This is a genomic window from Vibrio sp. 2433-A1, assembly GCF_056726085.1.
Genome location: NZ_JBRESC010000025.1, coordinates 37,937 through 56,877 on the forward strand (window position 1 = coordinate 37,937; position 18,941 = coordinate 56,877).

Sequence of the window (18,941 nt, forward strand, 5' to 3'; positions counted from 1 at the left end):
CCGAAGGCACTCAAATTCTGACCAATTAATTCCGTTAATACTTATGTTTATTGACGATTGGTCGTTAAAATAACGGTATATAATCCATCAAATTTAAAAAAAGTGAAAGCCTCAGAATTAAAAAGATTACTCGACTCCTTACCGGACGATAGCGACCCAGAAATTGTGATGGGCGAAGAGTGGTTACCTGAACGTTTAGTCGATGCAAAACTCAACGGCGAACTGATGTTTCTTGAATTCGACTCTGCGCCAGAAGATATCCAAGGCGATGAAGAAGGACGCGGATTCGTTGAACATGAAATTGACATGATTCGATACCGTTTTGAGCAAATCTTGATCGATAGCGAAGATATCAAAACCAAAGCGGATGCGATGTTAGCGCTATTTTTAATGGGGCATGAACTTTCTAGCTCCGAAATTATCGAAATACTCGAAGATCCTGACGTACCTAAAGACCCGACCGAGTAGTGAATGAAAACGCGTTTACCTTTTCTTATTGCAGGCCCAATTTTACGTAAAGTGACTCCCAATGAGCTGGTTTTCTGGCTTGTCACCAGCCAACCACTTAAAGGTCATTTCTCGCTTAATCTAGAGCCTGACCAAGGGCAGATTTTTAGTGAAGACTTAGATCGTTGCAACCAATTACAAATCGGCAGCCACTGCTATCTTACGCTGACTCATTTCCGCGGTGACTTCCCCGCTAATGTTGCACTCAGCTATGAGTTCCACACCGACCAAGGTGCCTTAAGTGAGCTTTATCCAGAGCTACTTTATAGTGATGAAACGCGGCTGACCTTTAAGATATCTACGCAAGCCGACTACATTTTGCATGGCTCTTGCCGCAATCCTCACCACCCTAGCCCTGACGCGTTAGTCAGTGCTGACAACAAGGTCGCAGCGTTGCCAATTGAAGAGCGTCCTGATCTATTGATGATGAGTGGCGATCAAATCTATGCCGATCATGTTGCTGGACCAACACTCGATGCGATAATTCAAACCATAGAACTGCTGGGTCTACCAGATGAGCGATATGGTGAAGCTCCAATTTCTTCAGCAACGGAGCTGTTTAGCCATGCTGATTGTTACTACGGTCGCGATAAAATCCTGCCGCACTATGTCGATGACGGCAGCTTATTAACAAAGCTGTTCCCGCATCGTAACACGCCAATCTTCAGCTCGCGCGAAGCTGAGAATCACCTAGTGAGCTTCTCTGAATTTTTTGCCATGTACCTGTTAGTTTGGTCGCCAACATTGTGGCCAGTGCTGAATACTTCACGCCTACACGACAACCAGTTTACGCACGCAGGTCAAAAGCTTGAGCCTAAATGGCAGCAAAAATGGCGCGAAGAAAAAACCATTATCGACCAGTTCGTTAATGGCCTGCCTCAGGTACAGCGTATGTTCGCCCACATTCCGACGTATATGATCTTTGACGATCATGATGTCACGGATGACTGGAATCTCACCATTGGTTGGGAGAAAGCAGCTTACAGCAACCCTTTTTCTAACCGAATAATAGGTAACGGTCTGATCGCGTACTGGCTTTGCCAAGGTTGGGGGAATGAACCAGATAACTTCAATCAAGAGTTCATGTCAGTCGCGACACGCTTCTTATCAGAGCCAGGTGAGCGCTATCAAGATGAGTTTATTCAATACCTATACACCTTTGAGCGCTGGCACTACACCATTCATACGTCGCCGAAGGTTGTAGTCCTCGATACGCGCACCCGTCGTTGGCGCTCTGAGTCACGCATGAATAAGCCTTCTGGTTTAATGGATTGGGAAGCTCTGATCGAGTTTCAACATGAATTGATGCACCAAGACAAAGTCGTCGTGGTCTCCGCTGCGCCGATGTTTGGTGTTAAAGTCATTGAGGCAATGCAAAAGGCGGCAACAATCGCGGCTCAGCCACTGCTAATTGATGCTGAAAACTGGATGGCCCATCCTGGTAGTGCCAATACCTTGTTGAGTATTTTTACTCACACTAAAACACCGACCAACTTTGTCATTTTGTCAGGCGATGTCCACTACTCATTCGCTTATGACATCAAATTAAGATTTAGGCGCAACAGCCCTAACATCTACCAAATAACCTGTAGCGGTTTTAAGAACCAATTCCCAGAGCCACTACTGGCAGGATGTGACCACGCCGACCGCCTACTCTATTCGCCTCGCTCTCCGCTTAACTTTTTAACTAAGCGCAAACGACTCAAGATAAAGAAAAGAGATCCAAACACTCCGGGCCGCCGTAGATTGGTTAATACCAGTGCTATTGGTGAGTTAAAACTCGATAGCCATGGTAAGCCACAACGTATTTCTATACTGACCGGTGAAGGCGTTGAATGGGACTTTCCACCGATAGAAGAAAAGTAAGGTTTCTGTAAAGAGCCTTGAGTTGTGATTCGATAAGCACTATCTATATCAATAACAACCCAATAAAGGCCCGTTATATGCTCAACTCTATTACTTCATTATTCAAGCAGCTGCTTGAAGGAAACGATTTAGGCCACGCTACTCATGCAGACAGTAATCTTGCTATTGCTTGTTTGCTGTGCGAAGTTGCCGGCGCTGACCACCAAATTGAACAAGTAGAAGTGGAAGCTAAGAGGGTATTGCTCGCTAGACTATTGGATCTTGAAGAGAATGACACGATCGCATTGTTGTCTCGCGCAGAAGCCAAAAGCAAAGAGTCCGCTTCTTTGTATGATTTTACTTCACAACTACGCGAACTGAGCCAAGAAACACGTTTTGAGTTAATTAAAGCGATGTGGGAAATCGCTCATGCCGATGGTGAGATAGACCCACTTGAAGACTCTGTGATTCGTAAGACAGCCGAATTACTCTATGTGGATCACAGTGACTTTATTCGCGCTAAGTTAGACGTGACTAACTCAAAGCACTAACCGAATCAAAACACGAAATAGCAAAAAGGGAGCGCAATGCTCCCTTTTATGATCTTCTCGTCTGTCTTAAAACATGGTTAAAGCCAGTTTCGCAAGGTTATACGCATCAACATAACCTGAATGCTGACGCCCTTCCCACTCAATACCTTTTGCTTCTTGCGCAGCCTTATGGCCAATGCGCTTGTCTTTGAGGCGATTTTGGATTCGATACAGAGTCGCTAGGTTAATGAACTCGTTAAAAGGCATTTCGATACCCTTGTCTTGACACTCTTTGAGCAAGATGCGGTCATCTCGTCCCCAAGCCGCATAGATTTTGTTTGCGCCGCCGAAATTTTTAACCATCGACTTGAGAACTTCTTCAAGCGGTCGACCTTGCTTTTCCACTTTTCGCGGCGTAATCCCTGTCAATTGAGAACAAAACAGCGATACTTCATCATGCTCTGGCTTTACATAATATTGCGCTCGCTTAACTATCTTGCCATTGACAAGATCAATTTCAGCTAGCCCTACTTCAATAATTTCGCCAGTCGTACCGACACCGTTTTCATTCCAACAGCACATCTCTAAATCGAAACAAACTACACGGTTATGGTTCATGATTCGCCTATGTTCAACAATTGAGAAAGCGCAAAATTCTACATGAGAATCGCATAAAACTCGAATATTGTTCAGTTAACTGGTCAGTTAATCCGCAACAGTGACCCAGTTTCGACCTGACTTTTTACTCTCATAGAGTAAAGCATCTGCCGCTTGCAATATCTCTTCTTGGTTTTCTAACTTACGTATTGCTGCACCAACACTCAGTGTACAGCGAATTTTGTGGTGGTCGAATTCGTAAACTGAACTAGCAACCACTCGACAAACATTTTTTAGATAAGAATACAGTTCTTCTTTATCCGTTTTCTGGGTGATAATACAAAACTCATCACCGCCCATACGAACAAAAATATCATCGTCATCCAATTGAGCTTGAACCGTATTAGCGACAAAAATCAGCATTTCATCGCCAATATGATGACCAAAGTGATCATTGATCGATTTAAATCTATCAATGTCAAAACCAACCAATGTAAAGCACAGCCCTTGCTCCACCTTTTCAGACAAGAAGCGGTTAAATGCTCGTCGATTGTATAAGCCAGTGAGCGAATCATGGTCGACCATAAATTGAAGTTCTTCTGTTCGGTCGGCAAGTAGTAACGCAAGATGTTCTTTTTCTCGCATAAGTAACCAAATGATATAGCAGACCAATCCAGCGAAAATACTCCCCGCCAGTTTAATCAAAGTTACAATAAAATGTTCACTTTCTGTTGTGGTATCAACCAATTTAAAATCAACTAACCACTCTCGATTCGGCAGCGTGACCCGTTTGGTGACTTCTATGCCTTCAGATTCTTCCCATTTTTCGCTCTGGAATAGAATTGGGTCATCTTCAGCATCAAATCCCATATCAACGACTTTGAGCAACAAGTCCGGCTCTGTTGCGGTACGTTTCACTAAGCTGTCAAAATAACGATTCGTTCGTATTACGCCAATAACAACGCCTAATAATTGTTGGCTATTTTTGCTATCAAACACGGGGTGATAAACCAGCATCCCATTTTTATTTAAATGCTTATCGAGGCCATCTTGAAGCAATCGAATTTTATCCGAAACACTTGGCTTTCTTGTTTTATTTAGACTTTCAATCACCCGTTGAAAACGTAATCGTGACGAGTAGAAACCGAGTACGCTCAAGTTTCTTTCACTATGCGGAAAAACATCAGAAGCGACAAAGATAGCTTGATTGTCGGCCATACTGTAGCCCATAGTTTTTGGGCCATCTTGAGGAACAGTATAGATTTGAAAGTCGGGATACTTTTGACGCATGCTGTTGATATATTGAGTAAGGTCGTTTTTTTCAACACGCTGCATCCACTGTAAAGTGATTAAAGTATCAGATTGAGAAACCAGATCATGACCAAAAACAGCAAAGTTCTGCCAGTTATTTGGTTTAGTAGCATGATAAAAATTTGCACCAGCACCGATATAGCTTAAATCGATTTCAACGGCTTTTTGTATATTTTGAGCTTGCTGTTCTGCTAACTTTTCCACCATAAATGCGTCTTGTTCAAGCCGCATTTTACGGAAAACGCATAACGCGTAACTGGTAACAAACAACGCAACAATTAAGGTGATTATTGGATATAAAAATTTCTTGTTTATAACTCGTTGCATAAAGCCTTGTCGCTTTTAGCTGATCGAAATATACCCTCATTTTATCCGTATACTTTTATAGGATGGAAGAACTATTAACCAGATAATGTAAAAACCTTTATTTTTATGCACCATCCCTCTATCTTCACTCCAAAAATTGCGCAAAAACAAACCAGTTAATCGTTTAAACATAAGATTAGACCTGTTTTTGTAGCCGGATAGCACCTTGATTATGCTACTATCAGCCCCAATTTATCAGAATAAATTGGCTCTTAATTTATTAGTAGAGCCACAGCAGAGATTGAGCCAATCTCTCAGTACACTTAAACAAAAGAGAATTGTCATGATTGTCGATTTACAAATGATCCCTCAAACGTTCGATATGCTTCATGCGGGTTTGACTGCATCAAGCGTTCTTCTGCTTCTAATCGCTGTTTCACGCAAGTCAAAAGTGGTTGAGAAAGTGGTCGAAAAACCAGTAGAAAAGATCGTTGAGGTTGAAAAGCCTGTCGAAAAGATCGTTGAAGTTGAAAAAGTGGTCGAAGTAGAAAAAGTAATCGAGAAAGTCGTTGAAGTCGAATCAAAGCTAGCGACCGCATCAACAGACTCAGCAATGCAGTTGCTTTCAATCATGCAACAAGAAGCGCGCCTAATTGACTTCCTGAAAGAAGACCTAACTTCATTCTCTGACGAAGAAGTTGGTGCAGCAGCTCGCGTTATTCATACCGGCGGACAAAAAGTCCTAGCTGACTACGTAACGCTAGAGCACATCCGCAGCGAAGATGAAGAAACTCGCATCACAGTTCAAGAAGGTTTCAACCCACAAGAAGTTCGTTTAACTGGTAACGTAACTGGCAGCGCACCTTTCAATGGCACGCTTGTTCACAAAGGTTGGAAAGCAAATGCGATGAATTTGCCGAAACTGGCTGAAAACTACGATGCGTCTGTTATTGCTCCTGCTGAGGTTGAGCTGTAATGGAACACCAAGATCTAGCACAACAAACACCAGTATCTGAAACACCTAAATTCAGCGTTGGTATCGACTTAGGTACCACTCACTGTGTGTTGTCTTATGTGGATACCACTCAAGAAGAAGCACGTGTCCAAGTTATGCCAATCCCACAGCTAACTGCGCCTGGAACAGTAGAAACGCGTAGCCAACTTGGTTCGTTCTTGTACCAACCACACGAACATGAAATGAATCCGTCATCGCGCGTATTGCCATGGTCTTCAGAGCCAACGGCTTTGGTTGGTGCAATTGCACGTAACCTTGGTGCTAAGACGCCAATTCGTCTTATTGCTAGCGCAAAATCTTGGCTATGCCACGGTGGAGTGAATCGCCGTGACGCGTTCCTACCAGCTGGTAGCCCAGAAGAAGTTGAAAAAGTATCACCACTGCGCGCAACTGAGCTTTACCTTGAGCATCTAAAGCATGCTTGGGATCATACTAATCCGAACAACCCGCTCGCTGATCAAGACGTGACTATCACGGTGCCGGCGTCATTTGACCCTGCAGCCCGTGACCTAACGGCTGAAGCAGCGCGCAACGTCGGCTTTGTTCACCTAACCTTGCTTGAAGAGCCACAAGCGGCACTTTACAACTGGATTGATAACAGCAACGACAAGTGGCGTGATGAAGTCGCTGTTGGTGATATTGTTCTGGTTGTCGACATTGGTGGTGGTACTACGGACCTTTCTTTAGTTGAAGTGACTGAAGACGAAGGTAATCTAACTCTAAACCGCATCGCTGTAGGTGAGCATATCCTACTTGGCGGTGACAACATGGACTTAGCGCTTGCGTACCGCTTGAAAATGAAGCTAGCCCAAGAAGGCAAAGAACTTCAACCTTGGCAAGTTCAGGCGATGACTCACGCTTGTCGTGATGCGAAAGAAGCATTGCTAAACGACAGTGAGCTTCAGTCGGTGCCTATCGTCGTACCTAGCCGTGGCTCTAAACTACTAGGCGCTACGCTAAAGACTGAACTGACTCAGCAAGAAGTACAGCAGACGCTCGTCGACGGTTTCTTCCCGCAAGTGGCAGTAACCGAGCACCCTGTTCAACGCAATCGCGGCGCTTTGACTCAAATGGGTCTGCCGTACGCTCAAGATGCAGGTATTACTCGTCATATTGCTGCGTTCTTAACCAAGCAAGCAAACGCACAGAACGGTGAAACTCCAGCACAAGACTTTAACCCGTTTGCTAACATGCCGGATATGGGCGGTGAATCTGCTGCTGACTTTATCAAGCCTACCGCAATCTTATTTAACGGTGGTGTACTTAAGTCTGCTCTACTGGCTAATCGCTTAGAAGATACCATCAATGAGTGGCTACTTACTGCTGATGCTGAAATGGCGAAGCTCCTAACGGGCGTAGACTTAGACCTAGCTGTTGCAAGTGGCGCTTCATACTATGGCAGCGTTCGTCGTGGACAAGGCGTTCGTATCCGCGGCGGTATCGCATCTAGCTACTACGTAGGTATCGAAAGTGCGATGCCAGCAATCCCAGGCATGGCGCCGCCAATGGAAGCGCTATGTGTGGCACCATTTGGTATGGAAGAAGGTTCAAGTGTTGATGTACCGAGTCAAGAATTCGGTCTAATCATCGGTCAGCCAGTTAACTTCCAGTTCTTCGGTTCAACGGTTCGTCGTGAAGATCTCGCAGGGACACATCTCGACCATTGGGGGCCAGAAGAGCTTGATGAGTTACCAGAGATTCAAGTGACGCTTCCTGTATCAGAAGGCCGCCGCGAAGGTGAAGTTGTTCCTGTCACTCTAGCCTCACGCGTTACTGAGCTCGGTACACTCTACCTAGAAGCCATCGCAACCGACAACGGTCAAAAATGGCACGTTGAGTTCGATGTCCGCGAAGACACTAACGCAGCTGACAGCGAGCAAATTTAATCAATGTGCGGCACCCTCTGGGGTGCCGCTCTTTTATAATAAGAATTCGTCATCACATTGGCAAAATAAGGGTTTTTATGGCATCTCCTCGTTTTCTTGTCGGTATTGATTTAGGTACAACCAATACGGTTGTCGCATTCTGTGAAATTACCGACGACTTACAACAATCCGATGTATCCCTATTCAACATTGATCAGTTAATTGGCCCCAGCGAAGTAGTACGTAAACCGCTACTCCCTTCATTTCGCTACCACCCTGCACAAGGCCAAATTTCACCATCTGACCTCACTCTACCTTGGGAAGATCAACCCGTAGAGGGAGACATCCGCAACGTTATCGTTGGTGAATGGGCACGTGAGCTAGGCGCTAAAGTGGAAGGTCGTCAGGTCTCAAGTGCTAAGAGCTGGCTTTCTCACCAAGGCGTCGATCGCAGTAGTGACATTCTCCCTTGGGCAGGTGCTAAAGACGTCGACAAAGTTTCTCCGGTCATTGCTAGCGCGAGCTACCTCAATCATATTCGACAAGCTTGGAATTATCGCAATCCAAGTAACAAACTTGAAGACCAAGATGTGGTAGTGACCGTCCCAGCCTCATTTGATGAAACGGCGCGTAAACTGACACTAGAAGCGACTAAGCTCGCCGGCCTTAACAAGATAGTGCTGTTAGAAGAGCCTCAAGCCGTTTGTTACGACTGGTACGCACGCCACCAGCACACAGCGGCTGATGAGCTAAAACAGTTACCTTTGATTCTGGTCTGTGATGTCGGTGGTGGTACCACTGACTTGAGCTTAATTGAAGCGCGCTTTAATGCTGAAAGTGGCGCGCAAGAAGAGTTGTCCCTAGATCGTATCGGTGTCGGTGAACACCTGATGCTTGGCGGTGATAACCTTGACCTTGCGCTCGCTCACCTAGCAGAAACTCGCTTTAACCAATCGAAAAAACTCAATGCAGCAAGCTTAACTAAGCTAATTCAGCAAACTCGAAAAGCGAAAGAGAACCTGCTTTCCGCAAATGCCCCTGAAGAAGTTAAAATCACTATGCTCGGGAGTGGTTCAAAACTGCTGGGTGGCACAAAAAGTATCGGCCTTTCAAAACAAGAAGTGCACCAAATTGCCCTAGATGGTTTCTTCCCTCTCAGCGATTTCAATACCACGCCGGATAAGCGCCGCAGTGCGGTGGTTGAGTTTGGCTTGCCTTACGTTGCTGACCCAGCGGTGAGTAAACACGTCGCGGAGTTTTTAAATCAGCACCAGCAAGTTTCTTACTCTGCGCTGAATCAAGAAGACCAATCGCAACCAGCGATACCAGTGGGCTTGTTACTTAATGGTGGCGTATTTAACAGTGAGCTAGTTACAGAGCGTGTCATTAGCTTACTCGGCAATTGGCGTGGTGCTCCTGTCACGGTATTAGATAACCCACATCCAGACTGGTCGGTTGCGCTTGGTGCGGTAGCTTTCGGTAAAGCTCGCCGTGGTGCTCAACTAAAAATTGGTGGTGGCGCCGCACGCTCTTACTTCTTGCATCTACAAGAGAAGAACAAAATGGGTAAGGCGCTTTGCCTGCTCTCAAAAGGTACCGAAGAAGGTCAAGAGATTCGCCTTAGTGGTCGTCGCTTCTCATTGACTCTTGGCGAACCGGTTCGTTTCAATCTACTCACAACGACTCACGATACGCTATCGAACAACACCGCGATTCAAAACGGCGTGATGGTCGATGTTGATCCTGACTTGTTCTCCCCTCTCCCACCTTATATCTCTACATTAGAAGGTGAAGGTGCCGAACTTCAAGCCAACCAAAAAGAGCGTGTCGAAGTTCAACTCGCATGTCAGTTGACTGAGGTAGGCACACTTAAGATGGAGTGTGTTCATGTCGATGATGATTCGAAGCGTTGGGCATTAGAATTTGAAGTTCGCAATCAGAAAGCGGATGACGAACAACAGCAAGATCTGCACCCTCGACTTGGTGAGTGTAAAGAGCTGATTTCTCGCATTTACAGCAGTAATAAGAAGAGTGCGGATTCAAAAGAAATTAAGACGTTGGCCAAAGAGCTAGAGAAAAAACTCGGAAAACGTGATGAGTGGGATTTCACGACTCTACGCCACCTATTCGATTCTTTTGCTCTTGGTCGTAAACGTCGCCGTCGCTCTGAGCCTCATGAGAAAAACTGGTTACGACTGGCTGGCTTTTCACTACGTCCCGGGTTTGGCGATGCCACCGACTCATGGCGTATAGAACAAGTATGGGGACTCTACCAACAAGGGATTCAGTTTAAGAACCACCAAGGTTGGACTGACTGGTGGGTATTCTGGCGTCGTATCGCTGGCGGGCTTAGCCAAGAGCAACAAGAAACGATTCTGGCTGATATTGCCAAGTATCTACACCCGGGCGCGATGAAGAATCCTCAATCTGCCAAAGCGGCGCAGGATATGGGTTACGAATCTATGGTTCGTTTGGCTGCATCGTTAGAACATTTAGAAGTAGAAGACAAAGTGCTACTCGCTTCTTGGTGTCTGAGTAAAGCGATCAACCACAACCAGTTTGAACAAGCACATTGGTGGGCATTGGGCCGACTAGCATCACGTACGCCTCTGTACGGTAGTCAGCACAGTGTTATTCCTCGTGAACAAGCTGAACAATGGTTACCAAAACTGCTAGAGCAAAACTGGCAAAAAGAGCCAATGATTGCCTTCGCGGCAGTGATGATCTGTCGTAAGACTGGCGATCGTCTATTTGATATCTCAGATGACTTCCGTAATCAGGTCATCGCCAAGCTCAAACAAAGCAAAGTGCCCGATTCTTGGCTCTTACTCGTAGAACAGGTTAAAGAGTTATCGGAAAGCGAATCAAAACGCGTATTTGGCGATGCATTACCAAGCGGCCTAACATTGGTAAATCACTAAACACATCTATCGGCTGCCAGAGTATTGGCAGCCGCCTTTTTGAAATGAGAGATTGGCGATGAACAGACACTCATTTTCAGGTTTGGTTACCTCACTTGCTTGCTTAATGGCTTGTATCTATTTGCTGGCATCCGATACCCACTTCCCAGTCATTCAATGGCCTTATGAAGCATTTCAAGGTCTCGTTTTTTCACTGGTGTGGGGCTTTGGCGTCTCAGCGACCGTTGGCTACGTTTATGCCACACTAATTGTGGTCACACTTACTACTAGCAGTTTTGCTATCGGCCACAAGATCTCGCGTATAACATCAAAAACCAACAATCAATAACGAGCCCGTATGATGAAACCTTTTCTGATTCTTTCTATTACGTTACTTCTCAGCGGCTGTCTCGGCATGCCGAAAAGCGTCACACCCGTTGAAAACTTTCAACTCGATCGTTACTTAGGGACTTGGTATGAAGTTGCCCGATTAGACCACTCTTTTGAGCGGGGGCTAGACAATGTAACCGCAACCTATTCGATGCAAGAAGATGGGGGCGTTAAAGTCATCAATAGAGGTTTCTCAGTAGAGAAAGGCGAGTGGAAAGAAGCGGAAGGCAAGGCGTACTTTGTTGAAGATTCTGACCAAGGATATCTCAAGGTTTCGTTTTTCGGCCCATTCTATGGCGCATATGTGGTATTTGAACTCGACCAACAAGCTTATGAGTATGCCTTTGTTTCAGGGCCAAATAACGACTATTTATGGCTGCTCGCAAGAACGCCAAACGTGAGTGAAGAGATTACTAACCAATTCATCGCTCAAGCAAAGCAGCATGGTTTCGACACCAGCCAACTAATTTTTGTTAATCACAAACGATAGTGAATGGCCTTAAGTTAACAACTTCGCTTACCGTCTCTTCTCTTTTGCTACGATTTCGAACTGACTATGCACCCAGCAGAGTGTCCAGAACCCGATCACGGTGATTGAGGGATTAGCCATCACTATTGTGCATCTATCTGTTTGTTAAAAACGCCTCTTGTTCAAACCGTTACGTTGGCTCAATGCAATGTGGCTTCGATAAGCAGTTTGAGAAAAGTACTTTGATTGGCGTACCGGGCGTTTTGAACAACGACAAATACATTGTTAAACCAGACCAAATTCGTTCATATGAAGAGTACAACAAGTTAGTTAATTTCTTTCTTACACTTTATGCCTCCCTTCACAAAACTGGCTGACTTATGCTACTCCTCCCCAGTTAACTTTCATGCCAAATAAACGTAATATAATTCCGAAAAATAGCTTTTTTTGAATCCAATTCCACTCCAATTCACCGTAATGAAAACATGAGCATGGATATGAGCGAGATCAATACTGAGCACTACTAAAGGGGTAGTCTGTGACTAATAATTCAGCTTTGTGAAGAGTTATTCTATGTCAATAAAGAAACGTTACATCGCTTTGATTACTGTTATCGGTATCGGTATCGGCTGGCTGACATTAGGTGGTACAGCCGCGGTTATGCACTACACATCTAGTACCGAATTCTGTGTTTCTTGCCACTCCATGGAAATTCCACACGAAGAGTACGAAGGCTCGATTCACTTTAGCAATGCCAAAGGCATACGAGCTGAGTGTGCTGATTGTCATATCCCATCGGATCCGGTTGATTATGTCATCACTAAAATTCGTGCTAGCAAAGACATCTACCATGAGTTTGTCACTGGAAAGATCGATACAGAAGATAAGTACGAAGAACATCGAATGGCGATGGCGGAAACAGTCTGGGCTCAACTAAGAGCAAATGATTCTGCAACCTGCCGTTCATGCCATGAATTCGGAGCAATGGATACATACGAGCAGTCAGAAGACGCAGCCAAAATGCACCAATACGGCCAAGACAACAATCAAACTTGTATTGACTGCCACAAAGGTGTCGCTCACTTCGCTCCAGAGCCAGAGATGGACAGCGCGGCTTTCGACAACCTAATCGCCTTCACTGAGAAAACCGACCCAAATGCCAAGACAGTTTACCCAGTTGAAGCGGTTCAAATGGGTGATTTAGGTACGATCAACCCAACCACTGAACTGCACGTAATCGCTCAAACTGACACATCTCGTACTGTTCAGCTTGACGCGTACCAGATGAAAGGCGCAGAACAAGTTCTTTACTTTGGCGAAGGTCAACGTGCAATCGTCGCGATGCTGACTGATGCCGGCCAAGCTGCACTTACGGTTGGTGAATACAAAGCCGATGAGTATGGCAATGAATGGCGCTCAGCTTCTCTTCAAACTGAAATCACCGCCCCCGTGCTCGATAGCCAACAACCATTATGGGATTACGCAGAGCAACTAGACACCGTTTACTGTTCAACTTGTCACGCCAAAATCGCCGCGGGTCATTTCACAGTTAACGCTTGGGGCCCTGTAGCAAAAGGCATGGGCGACCGTACCGACATTTCAGAGTACGACTTAGAAGTGCTGACTAAATTCTTCCAGAACCACGCAAAAGATGTGGCTGGTCACTAAGAAACATAAGGAAAAGATTATGACTGATATTACACGTCGCGGATTCCTCAAAGGGACTGGTATGGCAGCGGGCGCGATGGCGTTTACCTCCTTAACGCCTCTAACAGCATCTGCCGCAAACAAACGAGGTTCTGGTGTATTAACAGCGGGTCGTATGGGACCAATGCTTTGTGAAGTTAAAGATGGCAAATTAGTCTCAACTACCAATGCAGTCGCGCAGACTGTAGAAAATAGCCTACAAACCACTGGTCCGGATCAGGTTTACACTAAAGCACGTATCAAATACCCAATGGTACGTAAAGGTTTCTTAGCAAATCCAAGCCAACCTGAGGGGGTTCGTGGTAGTGACGAATACGTTCGTGTGTCTTGGGACGAAGCGTACAAGCTAATCCACGAACAACACATGCGCATTCGTAAAGAGAACGGTGCAGAGTCTGTCTTTGCTGGTTCTTACGGTTGGCGTTCAAGTGGTGTTCTACACAAAGCGCAGACACTTCTTCAACGTTACATGAGCATGGCTGGCGGTTACTCCGGTCACTTGGGTGACTACTCAACAGGTGCTGCGCAAGTCATCATGCCGCACGTAATGGGCTCAATTGAAGTTTATGAACAGCAAACAACTCACCCTGTCGTTTTAGAGAACTCAGACGTTGTTGTTCTTTGGGGTATGAACCCACTGAACACACTTAAGATTGCTTGGAGTTCTACTGACTGTTCTGGCCTTGAGTTTTTCCACCAGCTGAAGAAGTCTGGTAAAACCATCATCGCTATCGACCCTATGCGCTCTGAAACCATTGAGTTCCTAGGCGACAACGTTCAGTGGATCGCCCCACATCCGATGACGGACGTTGCGTTAATGATGGGTGTTGCTCACTCACTAGTATCTAAAGGCAAACACGACAAAGCTTTCCTAGACAAGTACACCACTGGCTACGATAAATTCGAGCAGTACCTGTTAGGCAAAGAAGACGGCGTAGAAAAAACACCAGCATGGGCAGAAGGCATCACTGGCGTCCCAGCAAAACAAATCGAACTACTAGCAGATATCTTCAGTGCGAACCGCACAATGTTGATGGCTGGTTGGGGCATTCAGCGCCAGCAGTTTGGTGAACAGCGCCACTGGATGGTCGTTACTCTTGCAGCGATGCTTGGTCAAATCGGTCTGCCAGGCGGTGGCTTTGGCTTCTCTTACCACTACTCTAACGGAGGTAACCCAACACGTGATGCTGCGGTTCTTCCTGCAATTTCAGCGTCTATCGGCGGCGGCTCTTCTGCAGGTAATGACTGGGCTGTGTCTGGCGCGGTAAACAGCTTCCCTGTCGCTCGTATTGTCGAAGCTTTAGAAAACCCAGGTAAGCAGTTCCACCACAATGGTCATGATCTAACGTTCCCTGACATCAAGATGATCTGGTGGGCAGGCGGTGGTAACTTCACTCACCACCAAGACACCAACCGTCTGATCAAGGCATGGCAAAAACCGGAGCTTGTGGTTATTTCAGAAATTTACTGGACCGCTGCAGCTAAGCACGCCGACGTTGTACTTCCGATCACGACTTCATTCGAACGTAATGATATGACGATGACTGGTGACTACAGTAACCAACACCTAGTACCGATGAAGCAAGTCGTCGAGCCGCAAGGTGAAGCTCGTAACGACTTTGATGTGTTTGCTGATATGGCCGAGATGATCAAGCCGGGTGGGCGCGATGTCTTTACAGAAGGCAAAGATGAGATGGGTTGGTTAAAAGGCTTCTACGAAGTGGCGCAAAAAGCAGGACGTTCTGCACGTATTCGTATGCCTAAATTCGGTAAATTCTGGGATGACAACCAGTTAATCGAAATGAAGTTCAATAAGAAAGCAGCTGAGTTTGTTCGTCACGCAGACTTCCGCAAAGATCCGGTTATGAACCCACTAGGAACGCCAAGTGGCAAAATCGAGATCTACTCTAAAACAATCGAAGGCTACAAACTTGAAGACTGCCCTGCTCACCCAACTTGGATGGAGCCAACGGAATACACCGGCTCTGCCAAAGAAGGTGAACTACAGTTAATGACGGCTCACGCTGCTCATCGTCTTCATAGCCAGTTTAACTACGCTAAGCTTCGTGACGAGTACGCAATTGCGAACAGAGAACCAATCTCTATCAACTCTGAAGACGCAAAAGCGCGTGGTATTAAGAGTGGTGATTTGGTCCGAGCTTACAACGATCGCGGCCAAGTGTTAGTCGGCGCGTTAGTCACAGACGGTATTAAGCAAGGCTCTGTTTGTATCCACGAAGGTGGTTGGCCGGATCTCGATGCGAAAACCGGTCTATGTAAAAACGGCGGCGCTAACGTTCTGACTTCAGATATCCCGACATCACGTTTGGCGAATGGTTGTGCGGCTAACTCGTCACTGGTTCGTATTGAAAAATACACAGGGCCAGCACTTGAGCTAACGGCATTTGTTCCGCCTAAAAACGGTTAACGGCGTTCAATAACTAAAATTCCATCGTAAAACCAGAGCTTTAACGCTCTGGTTTTTTTATCCGTATCAGTTAGGATATTTGACGAATACCCAGCCAAAGAAGCTTAACCTATGACACTTGAAAAATTTGATGACATCTACCATCGAGCCGCAGCTAGAAAAGGTGGAGAAGCGAACTTAGAGTCGCTATTAGCCACTCCTTTAAGTCGAGAGGAGCTGATAGAAATACCCAATGACCGCTGGTTAGCAGCGTTCAGCATGAAGGTATTTCAAAGCGGTATTTCTTGGAAAGTGGTTAGAAACAAATGGCCAAATTTTGAAGAGGTGTTTTTCGGTTTTAAGATTGAACCGTTATTAATGCTGTCGGAAGAGCAATGGGATAACAAAGCAGCGGATACTCGAATCATTCGCCACCACGCTAAAGTGAAATCCATTTTGGCCAATGCTCAAATGATCTATGAAGCGTCTATCGAACACGGTTCTTTCGCCAAAATGGTCGCCAATTGGCCGAGTGAAGATATCACTGGTTTGTGGCTCTATTTAAAGAAACATGGTAACCGATTAGGTGGCAATACCGGCCCTTATAGTTTGCGTCAATTAGGTGTAGATACCTTCATTTTATCGGGAGATGTCGAAAGTTATCTACGCAACTGCAAGGTCATTGAAGGCGGAAAAGATACTAAGCGTTCTCTAGAAGCGGCGAATAATGCCTTTAGCCATTGGCAACAAGAAAGTGGCCGTGGTCTAACTCAGATCAGCCAAGTTATCGCCTACAGTACAGGCGATAACCGAGTTTTATAATTGGGTTCAATAATCCAGTTTTATAACCCGCTAGACTCTCGCCATTGTTGTTTAGTGATTCGATACAAACAATGGCGTTCTAACTCATGCCCTTTGGCTAGTTTCGGGTGGTCAAAATCTTGTTCGGTATTCACCATGCCAATTTTCTCCATCACCCGCTGTGAAGGGTGATTCGGCAGCGCGGTAAACGAGTAAACTTCAGGTAAATCGAGTCGGTTAAACGCAAAATCTAACGCCGCTTGGGCAGCCTCTGGCGCGTAACCTTTACCCCAATGTTGTTCGTCTAAACGCCAGCCGATTTCAACAAACGGTGTGTTAGGTATTTCTCGTTGTTCATCTTGCCCAAGCAAACCAACAAAGCCTAAAAACTCTCCCGTTTCTTTTAGCTCTAACGCCCAGAATCCCCAGCCTTTATTCTCAATGTAAGCTTTCGCGCGGCCAATTTGGGCTCTCGTTTCCTCTTCAGTCATCACAAATGGAAAGTAGCGCATAACCACTGGGTTAGCATTCAATCGAATGTATGGCTCAACATCGCTATCTTGCCATTGCCTTAATCGTAAACGTTCGGTTTCTAACATGCTTCCCTGCCCTTAATCATTAATCGAGTGTCGCAATAACTTTTTCGCACAGCTTCTTTAAAAGAATCAACTCTTCCAGCTCAAGCTCTATTTTGCATTTCATTGCTTGCGGCACTGACAACGCTGTCGACTTCAGTTCAACACCAGCATCGGTGAGCTTTAATACTCTCACCCGCTCATCATGCTCGCTGCGACCTCTACTGACAAAGCCTTTCGCTTCAAGACGCTTCAATAATGGTGTCAATGTGCCCGAGTCTAGGTGCAATCTAGCACCGATATCTTTGACGCTAATACCATCATTTTCCCACAATACCATCATCACTAGGTATTGCGAGTAAGTCAGCTCAATCGAATCAAGTAGCGGACGGTAAGTCCGAATCACAGCATTTGCTGCGCTGTAAAGAGGAAAACAAACTTGATTATCTAGCCGTAAACTCTCTTCTTGAGCGCTAATCATATCACTGTCGCAACTGGCCATACTCACCCTCTAACAAGCAATTAAAAATAAATTGCGCACAATATACTTGCATTCAAATCATTTCTCGATCTAATATTGCAAACAATTAAATTGCACACAACTTAAATTAATGAGGATGACATCATGGCGACTCTATACAAAACTCAAGCAACTGCTCTAGCTGGTCGAAATGGCCAAGTAAAAACTGACGATGGTCTTCTAGATCTTGAGCTGTCTTATCCGAAAGAAATGGGCGGTTCTGGCCTAGCAACAAACCCTGAGCAGCTATTTGCCGCGGGTTACTCTGCGTGTTTCTCGAACGCAATTTTGCACGTCGCTCGTGAAGGTAAAGTTGCACTTAAAGAGGCACCAGTTACTGCTGAAGTAGGTATTGGCCCAAATGACCAAGGTGGTTTTGCGCTAACGGTTAGCCTAGCCGCAGCTATCGAACTGCCTCAAGATCAGGCACTAGAACTAGTGCGTGTTGCTCATCAAGTTTGCCCATACTCAAACGCCGTACGCGGAAATATTGATGTGGCAGTGACTGTAAATGGTGAAGCGATTTAAGCAGTCATAAAGCTAATTCACTACACGCGAGTCACAGTAAAAATCCACCTGCATAGCAGGTGGCTTTGAAAGGCCCCCTAAAAGGGGGCTCACTGTTAGTTTTCTAACCCCAAACGCATCTGACGCTCTTCTTCTTCCTTTCCAACACGATCTTGGTGCCGGACATACCTACGTATAATTTCCTCATTCATCCCTACTGAATCAACGAAGTAGCCTCTTTGCCAAAATTTGTTACCCCATAATTTCTTCTTTCTTAAATACGGAAATTTGTTGAACAAGCGAATTGCGGTTCGTCCTTTTACAAAACCCATATATGTCGAAACACTCAAGCTAGGTGGCAATCTCACGACCAGATGCACGTGGTCTACTTGAACATTCAGCTCTACAACCTTACAGTTCTTCATATTACTGTAGATATAGATACTTCGGTAAAGCTCCTTACCCAAATTGCCTTTCAAGATTTTCAGGCGGTATTTTGGCGTCCAGACTATGTGGTACTGACACCTATAATATACGTGTGAGGCGGATTCATATTTGCTCATGTTCTTTATTTCCTTCATTTGCTGGTTACAACCGAGGACATCTTGAACATGAGCGTTCTTCGGGCATAGCCCAAAGGAACGATCACCACCTTCTAAAGAAGGTGGTTTAAGGTTAGAAAATAAAAA

At 45.5% G+C, this 18,941-nt stretch carries 17 protein-coding genes and 1 pseudogene; 13 read left to right on the top strand and 5 right to left on the bottom strand.

The window, feature by feature from the left end:
• Nucleotides 1-102: 102 nt before the first annotated feature.
• The 3 genes from ACU01J_RS18975 to ACU01J_RS18985 all read left to right on the top strand — a co-directional run bounded on the left by ACU01J_RS18975 (nucleotide 103) and on the right by ACU01J_RS18985 (nucleotide 2,903).
• The gene (locus ACU01J_RS18975; RefSeq protein ID WP_481087106.1) at nucleotides 103-468 is read left to right on the top strand and encodes a VC1380 family protein; all 366 of its coding nucleotides are present in this window, start codon (nucleotides 103-105) and stop codon (nucleotides 466-468) included.
• A gap of 3 nt (nucleotides 469-471) precedes the next feature.
• Complete coding sequence (locus tag ACU01J_RS18980; protein ID WP_481087107.1) at nucleotides 472-2,373, top strand: metallophosphoesterase family protein; 1,902 nt, start codon at nucleotides 472-474, stop codon at nucleotides 2,371-2,373.
• A gap of 77 nt (nucleotides 2,374-2,450) precedes the next feature.
• Nucleotides 2,451-2,903, top strand: a complete 453-nt coding sequence (locus tag ACU01J_RS18985) for a tellurite resistance TerB family protein (protein ID WP_481087108.1) — start codon at nucleotides 2,451-2,453, stop codon at nucleotides 2,901-2,903.
• 66 nt (nucleotides 2,904-2,969) lie between these two features.
• On the opposite strand, the gene ACU01J_RS18990 is transcribed toward ACU01J_RS18985, so the two are convergent.
• Together ACU01J_RS18990 and ACU01J_RS18995 are read right to left on the bottom strand one after the other, a co-directional pair.
• Nucleotides 2,970-3,500 (bottom strand): 3'-5' exonuclease, encoded by a 531-nt coding sequence (locus ACU01J_RS18990; RefSeq protein ID WP_481087109.1) that lies wholly within the window; start codon nucleotides 3,498-3,500, stop codon nucleotides 2,970-2,972.
• Between the two features lie 87 nt (nucleotides 3,501-3,587).
• Complete coding sequence (locus ACU01J_RS18995) at nucleotides 3,588-4,997, bottom strand: sensor domain-containing diguanylate cyclase (RefSeq protein WP_481087121.1); 1,410 nt, start codon at nucleotides 4,995-4,997, stop codon at nucleotides 3,588-3,590.
• A 442-nt stretch (nucleotides 4,998-5,439) separates the two neighbouring features.
• Between ACU01J_RS18995 and ACU01J_RS19000 the strand changes: the two genes are divergently transcribed.
• The 9 genes and pseudogenes from ACU01J_RS19000 (at nucleotide 5,440) to ACU01J_RS19040 (ending at nucleotide 16,671) form a co-directional block, all read left to right on the top strand.
• Nucleotides 5,440-6,072, top strand: coding sequence for a DUF2760 domain-containing protein (locus ACU01J_RS19000; RefSeq protein ID WP_481087110.1), 633 nt, complete (start codon nucleotides 5,440-5,442; stop codon nucleotides 6,070-6,072).
• The gene (locus ACU01J_RS19005) at nucleotides 6,072-7,997 is read left to right on the top strand and encodes an Hsp70 family protein (RefSeq protein ID WP_481087111.1); all 1,926 of its coding nucleotides are present in this window, start codon (nucleotides 6,072-6,074) and stop codon (nucleotides 7,995-7,997) included. Before ACU01J_RS19000 ends, ACU01J_RS19005 begins: the two co-directional genes overlap by 1 nt.
• Nucleotides 7,998-8,074: 77 nt before the next feature.
• Nucleotides 8,075-10,897, top strand: a complete 2,823-nt coding sequence (locus tag ACU01J_RS19010; RefSeq protein ID WP_481087112.1) for an Hsp70 family protein — start codon at nucleotides 8,075-8,077, stop codon at nucleotides 10,895-10,897.
• A 58-nt stretch (nucleotides 10,898-10,955) separates the two neighbouring features.
• Nucleotides 10,956-11,225, top strand: a complete 270-nt coding sequence (locus ACU01J_RS19015) for a hypothetical protein (protein ID WP_481087113.1) — start codon at nucleotides 10,956-10,958, stop codon at nucleotides 11,223-11,225.
• A gap of 12 nt (nucleotides 11,226-11,237) precedes the next feature.
• Nucleotides 11,238-11,756, top strand: coding sequence for a lipocalin family protein (locus tag ACU01J_RS19020; protein ID WP_481087122.1), 519 nt, complete (start codon nucleotides 11,238-11,240; stop codon nucleotides 11,754-11,756).
• Between the two features lie 173 nt (nucleotides 11,757-11,929).
• Nucleotides 11,930-12,112: pseudogene (locus tag ACU01J_RS19025) on the top strand (hypothetical protein); the annotation flags it as partial.
• Between the two features lie 196 nt (nucleotides 12,113-12,308).
• A complete protein-coding gene (locus tag ACU01J_RS19030; protein ID WP_481087114.1) occupies nucleotides 12,309-13,403 on the top strand; it encodes a NapC/NirT family cytochrome c in 1,095 nt (364 codons plus the stop codon).
• 19 nt (nucleotides 13,404-13,422) lie between these two features.
• Nucleotides 13,423-15,870: a molybdopterin guanine dinucleotide-containing S/N-oxide reductase gene (locus tag ACU01J_RS19035; protein WP_481087115.1), complete on the top strand. Its 2,448-nt coding sequence runs from the start codon at nucleotides 13,423-13,425 to the stop codon at nucleotides 15,868-15,870.
• Between the two features lie 111 nt (nucleotides 15,871-15,981).
• Nucleotides 15,982-16,671: a DNA-3-methyladenine glycosylase I gene (locus tag ACU01J_RS19040; protein ID WP_481087116.1), complete on the top strand. Its 690-nt coding sequence runs from the start codon at nucleotides 15,982-15,984 to the stop codon at nucleotides 16,669-16,671.
• A 20-nt stretch (nucleotides 16,672-16,691) separates the two neighbouring features.
• On the opposite strand, the gene ACU01J_RS19045 is transcribed toward ACU01J_RS19040, so the two are convergent.
• Nucleotides 16,692-17,249 (bottom strand): GNAT family N-acetyltransferase, encoded by a 558-nt coding sequence (locus ACU01J_RS19045; protein ID WP_481087117.1) that lies wholly within the window; start codon nucleotides 17,247-17,249, stop codon nucleotides 16,692-16,694.
• Nucleotides 17,250-17,268: 19 nt separating this feature from the next.
• Nucleotides 17,269-17,727, bottom strand: a complete 459-nt coding sequence (gene ohrR / locus ACU01J_RS19050) for a transcriptional regulator OhrR (RefSeq protein WP_481087118.1) — start codon at nucleotides 17,725-17,727, stop codon at nucleotides 17,269-17,271.
• Nucleotides 17,728-17,850: 123 nt separating this feature from the next.
• Between ohrR and ohr the strand changes: the two genes are divergently transcribed.
• Nucleotides 17,851-18,273: an organic hydroperoxide reductase Ohr gene (ohr, locus tag ACU01J_RS19055; RefSeq protein ID WP_481087119.1), complete on the top strand. Its 423-nt coding sequence runs from the start codon at nucleotides 17,851-17,853 to the stop codon at nucleotides 18,271-18,273.
• 95 nt (nucleotides 18,274-18,368) lie between these two features.
• Here ohr and tnpA read toward each other — a convergent pair whose 3' ends face one another.
• Nucleotides 18,369-18,815, bottom strand: coding sequence for an IS200/IS605 family transposase (tnpA, locus tag ACU01J_RS19060; RefSeq protein WP_481083863.1), 447 nt, complete (start codon nucleotides 18,813-18,815; stop codon nucleotides 18,369-18,371).
• Nucleotides 18,816-18,941 lie beyond the last annotated feature (126 nt).

Bases quoted from the DNA above. Each gene is read 5' to 3' on its own strand.
- ohr (WP_481087119.1), top strand. From the start codon at position 17,851: ATGGCGACTCTATACAAAACTCAAGCAACTGCTCTAGCTGGTCGAAAT.
- ACU01J_RS19045 (WP_481087117.1), bottom strand. From the start codon at position 17,249: ATGTTAGAAACCGAACGTTTACGATTAAGGCAATGGCAAGATAGCGAT.
- ACU01J_RS19005 (WP_481087111.1), top strand. From the start codon at position 6,072: ATGGAACACCAAGATCTAGCACAACAAACACCAGTATCTGAAACACCT.
- ACU01J_RS19000 (WP_481087110.1), top strand. From the start codon at position 5,440: ATGATTGTCGATTTACAAATGATCCCTCAAACGTTCGATATGCTTCAT.
- ACU01J_RS18995 (WP_481087121.1), bottom strand. From the start codon at position 4,997: ATGGTGGAAAAGTTAGCAGAACAGCAAGCTCAAAATATACAAAAAGCC.
- ACU01J_RS19040 (WP_481087116.1), top strand. From the start codon at position 15,982: ATGACACTTGAAAAATTTGATGACATCTACCATCGAGCCGCAGCTAGA.
- ACU01J_RS19035 (WP_481087115.1), top strand. From the start codon at position 13,423: ATGACTGATATTACACGTCGCGGATTCCTCAAAGGGACTGGTATGGCA.
- ACU01J_RS18980 (WP_481087107.1), top strand. From the start codon at position 472: ATGAAAACGCGTTTACCTTTTCTTATTGCAGGCCCAATTTTACGTAAA.
- ACU01J_RS19015 (WP_481087113.1), top strand. From the start codon at position 10,956: ATGAACAGACACTCATTTTCAGGTTTGGTTACCTCACTTGCTTGCTTA.
- ACU01J_RS19030 (WP_481087114.1), top strand. From the start codon at position 12,309: ATGTCAATAAAGAAACGTTACATCGCTTTGATTACTGTTATCGGTATC.
- ACU01J_RS19010 (WP_481087112.1), top strand. From the start codon at position 8,075: ATGGCATCTCCTCGTTTTCTTGTCGGTATTGATTTAGGTACAACCAAT.
- tnpA (WP_481083863.1), bottom strand. From the start codon at position 18,815: ATGAGCAAATATGAATCCGCCTCACACGTATATTATAGGTGTCAGTAC.
- ACU01J_RS19020 (WP_481087122.1), top strand. From the start codon at position 11,238: ATGAAACCTTTTCTGATTCTTTCTATTACGTTACTTCTCAGCGGCTGT.
- ACU01J_RS18990 (WP_481087109.1), bottom strand. From the start codon at position 3,500: ATGAACCATAACCGTGTAGTTTGTTTCGATTTAGAGATGTGCTGTTGG.
- ohrR (WP_481087118.1), bottom strand. From the start codon at position 17,727: ATGGCCAGTTGCGACAGTGATATGATTAGCGCTCAAGAAGAGAGTTTA.
- ACU01J_RS18985 (WP_481087108.1), top strand. From the start codon at position 2,451: ATGCTCAACTCTATTACTTCATTATTCAAGCAGCTGCTTGAAGGAAAC.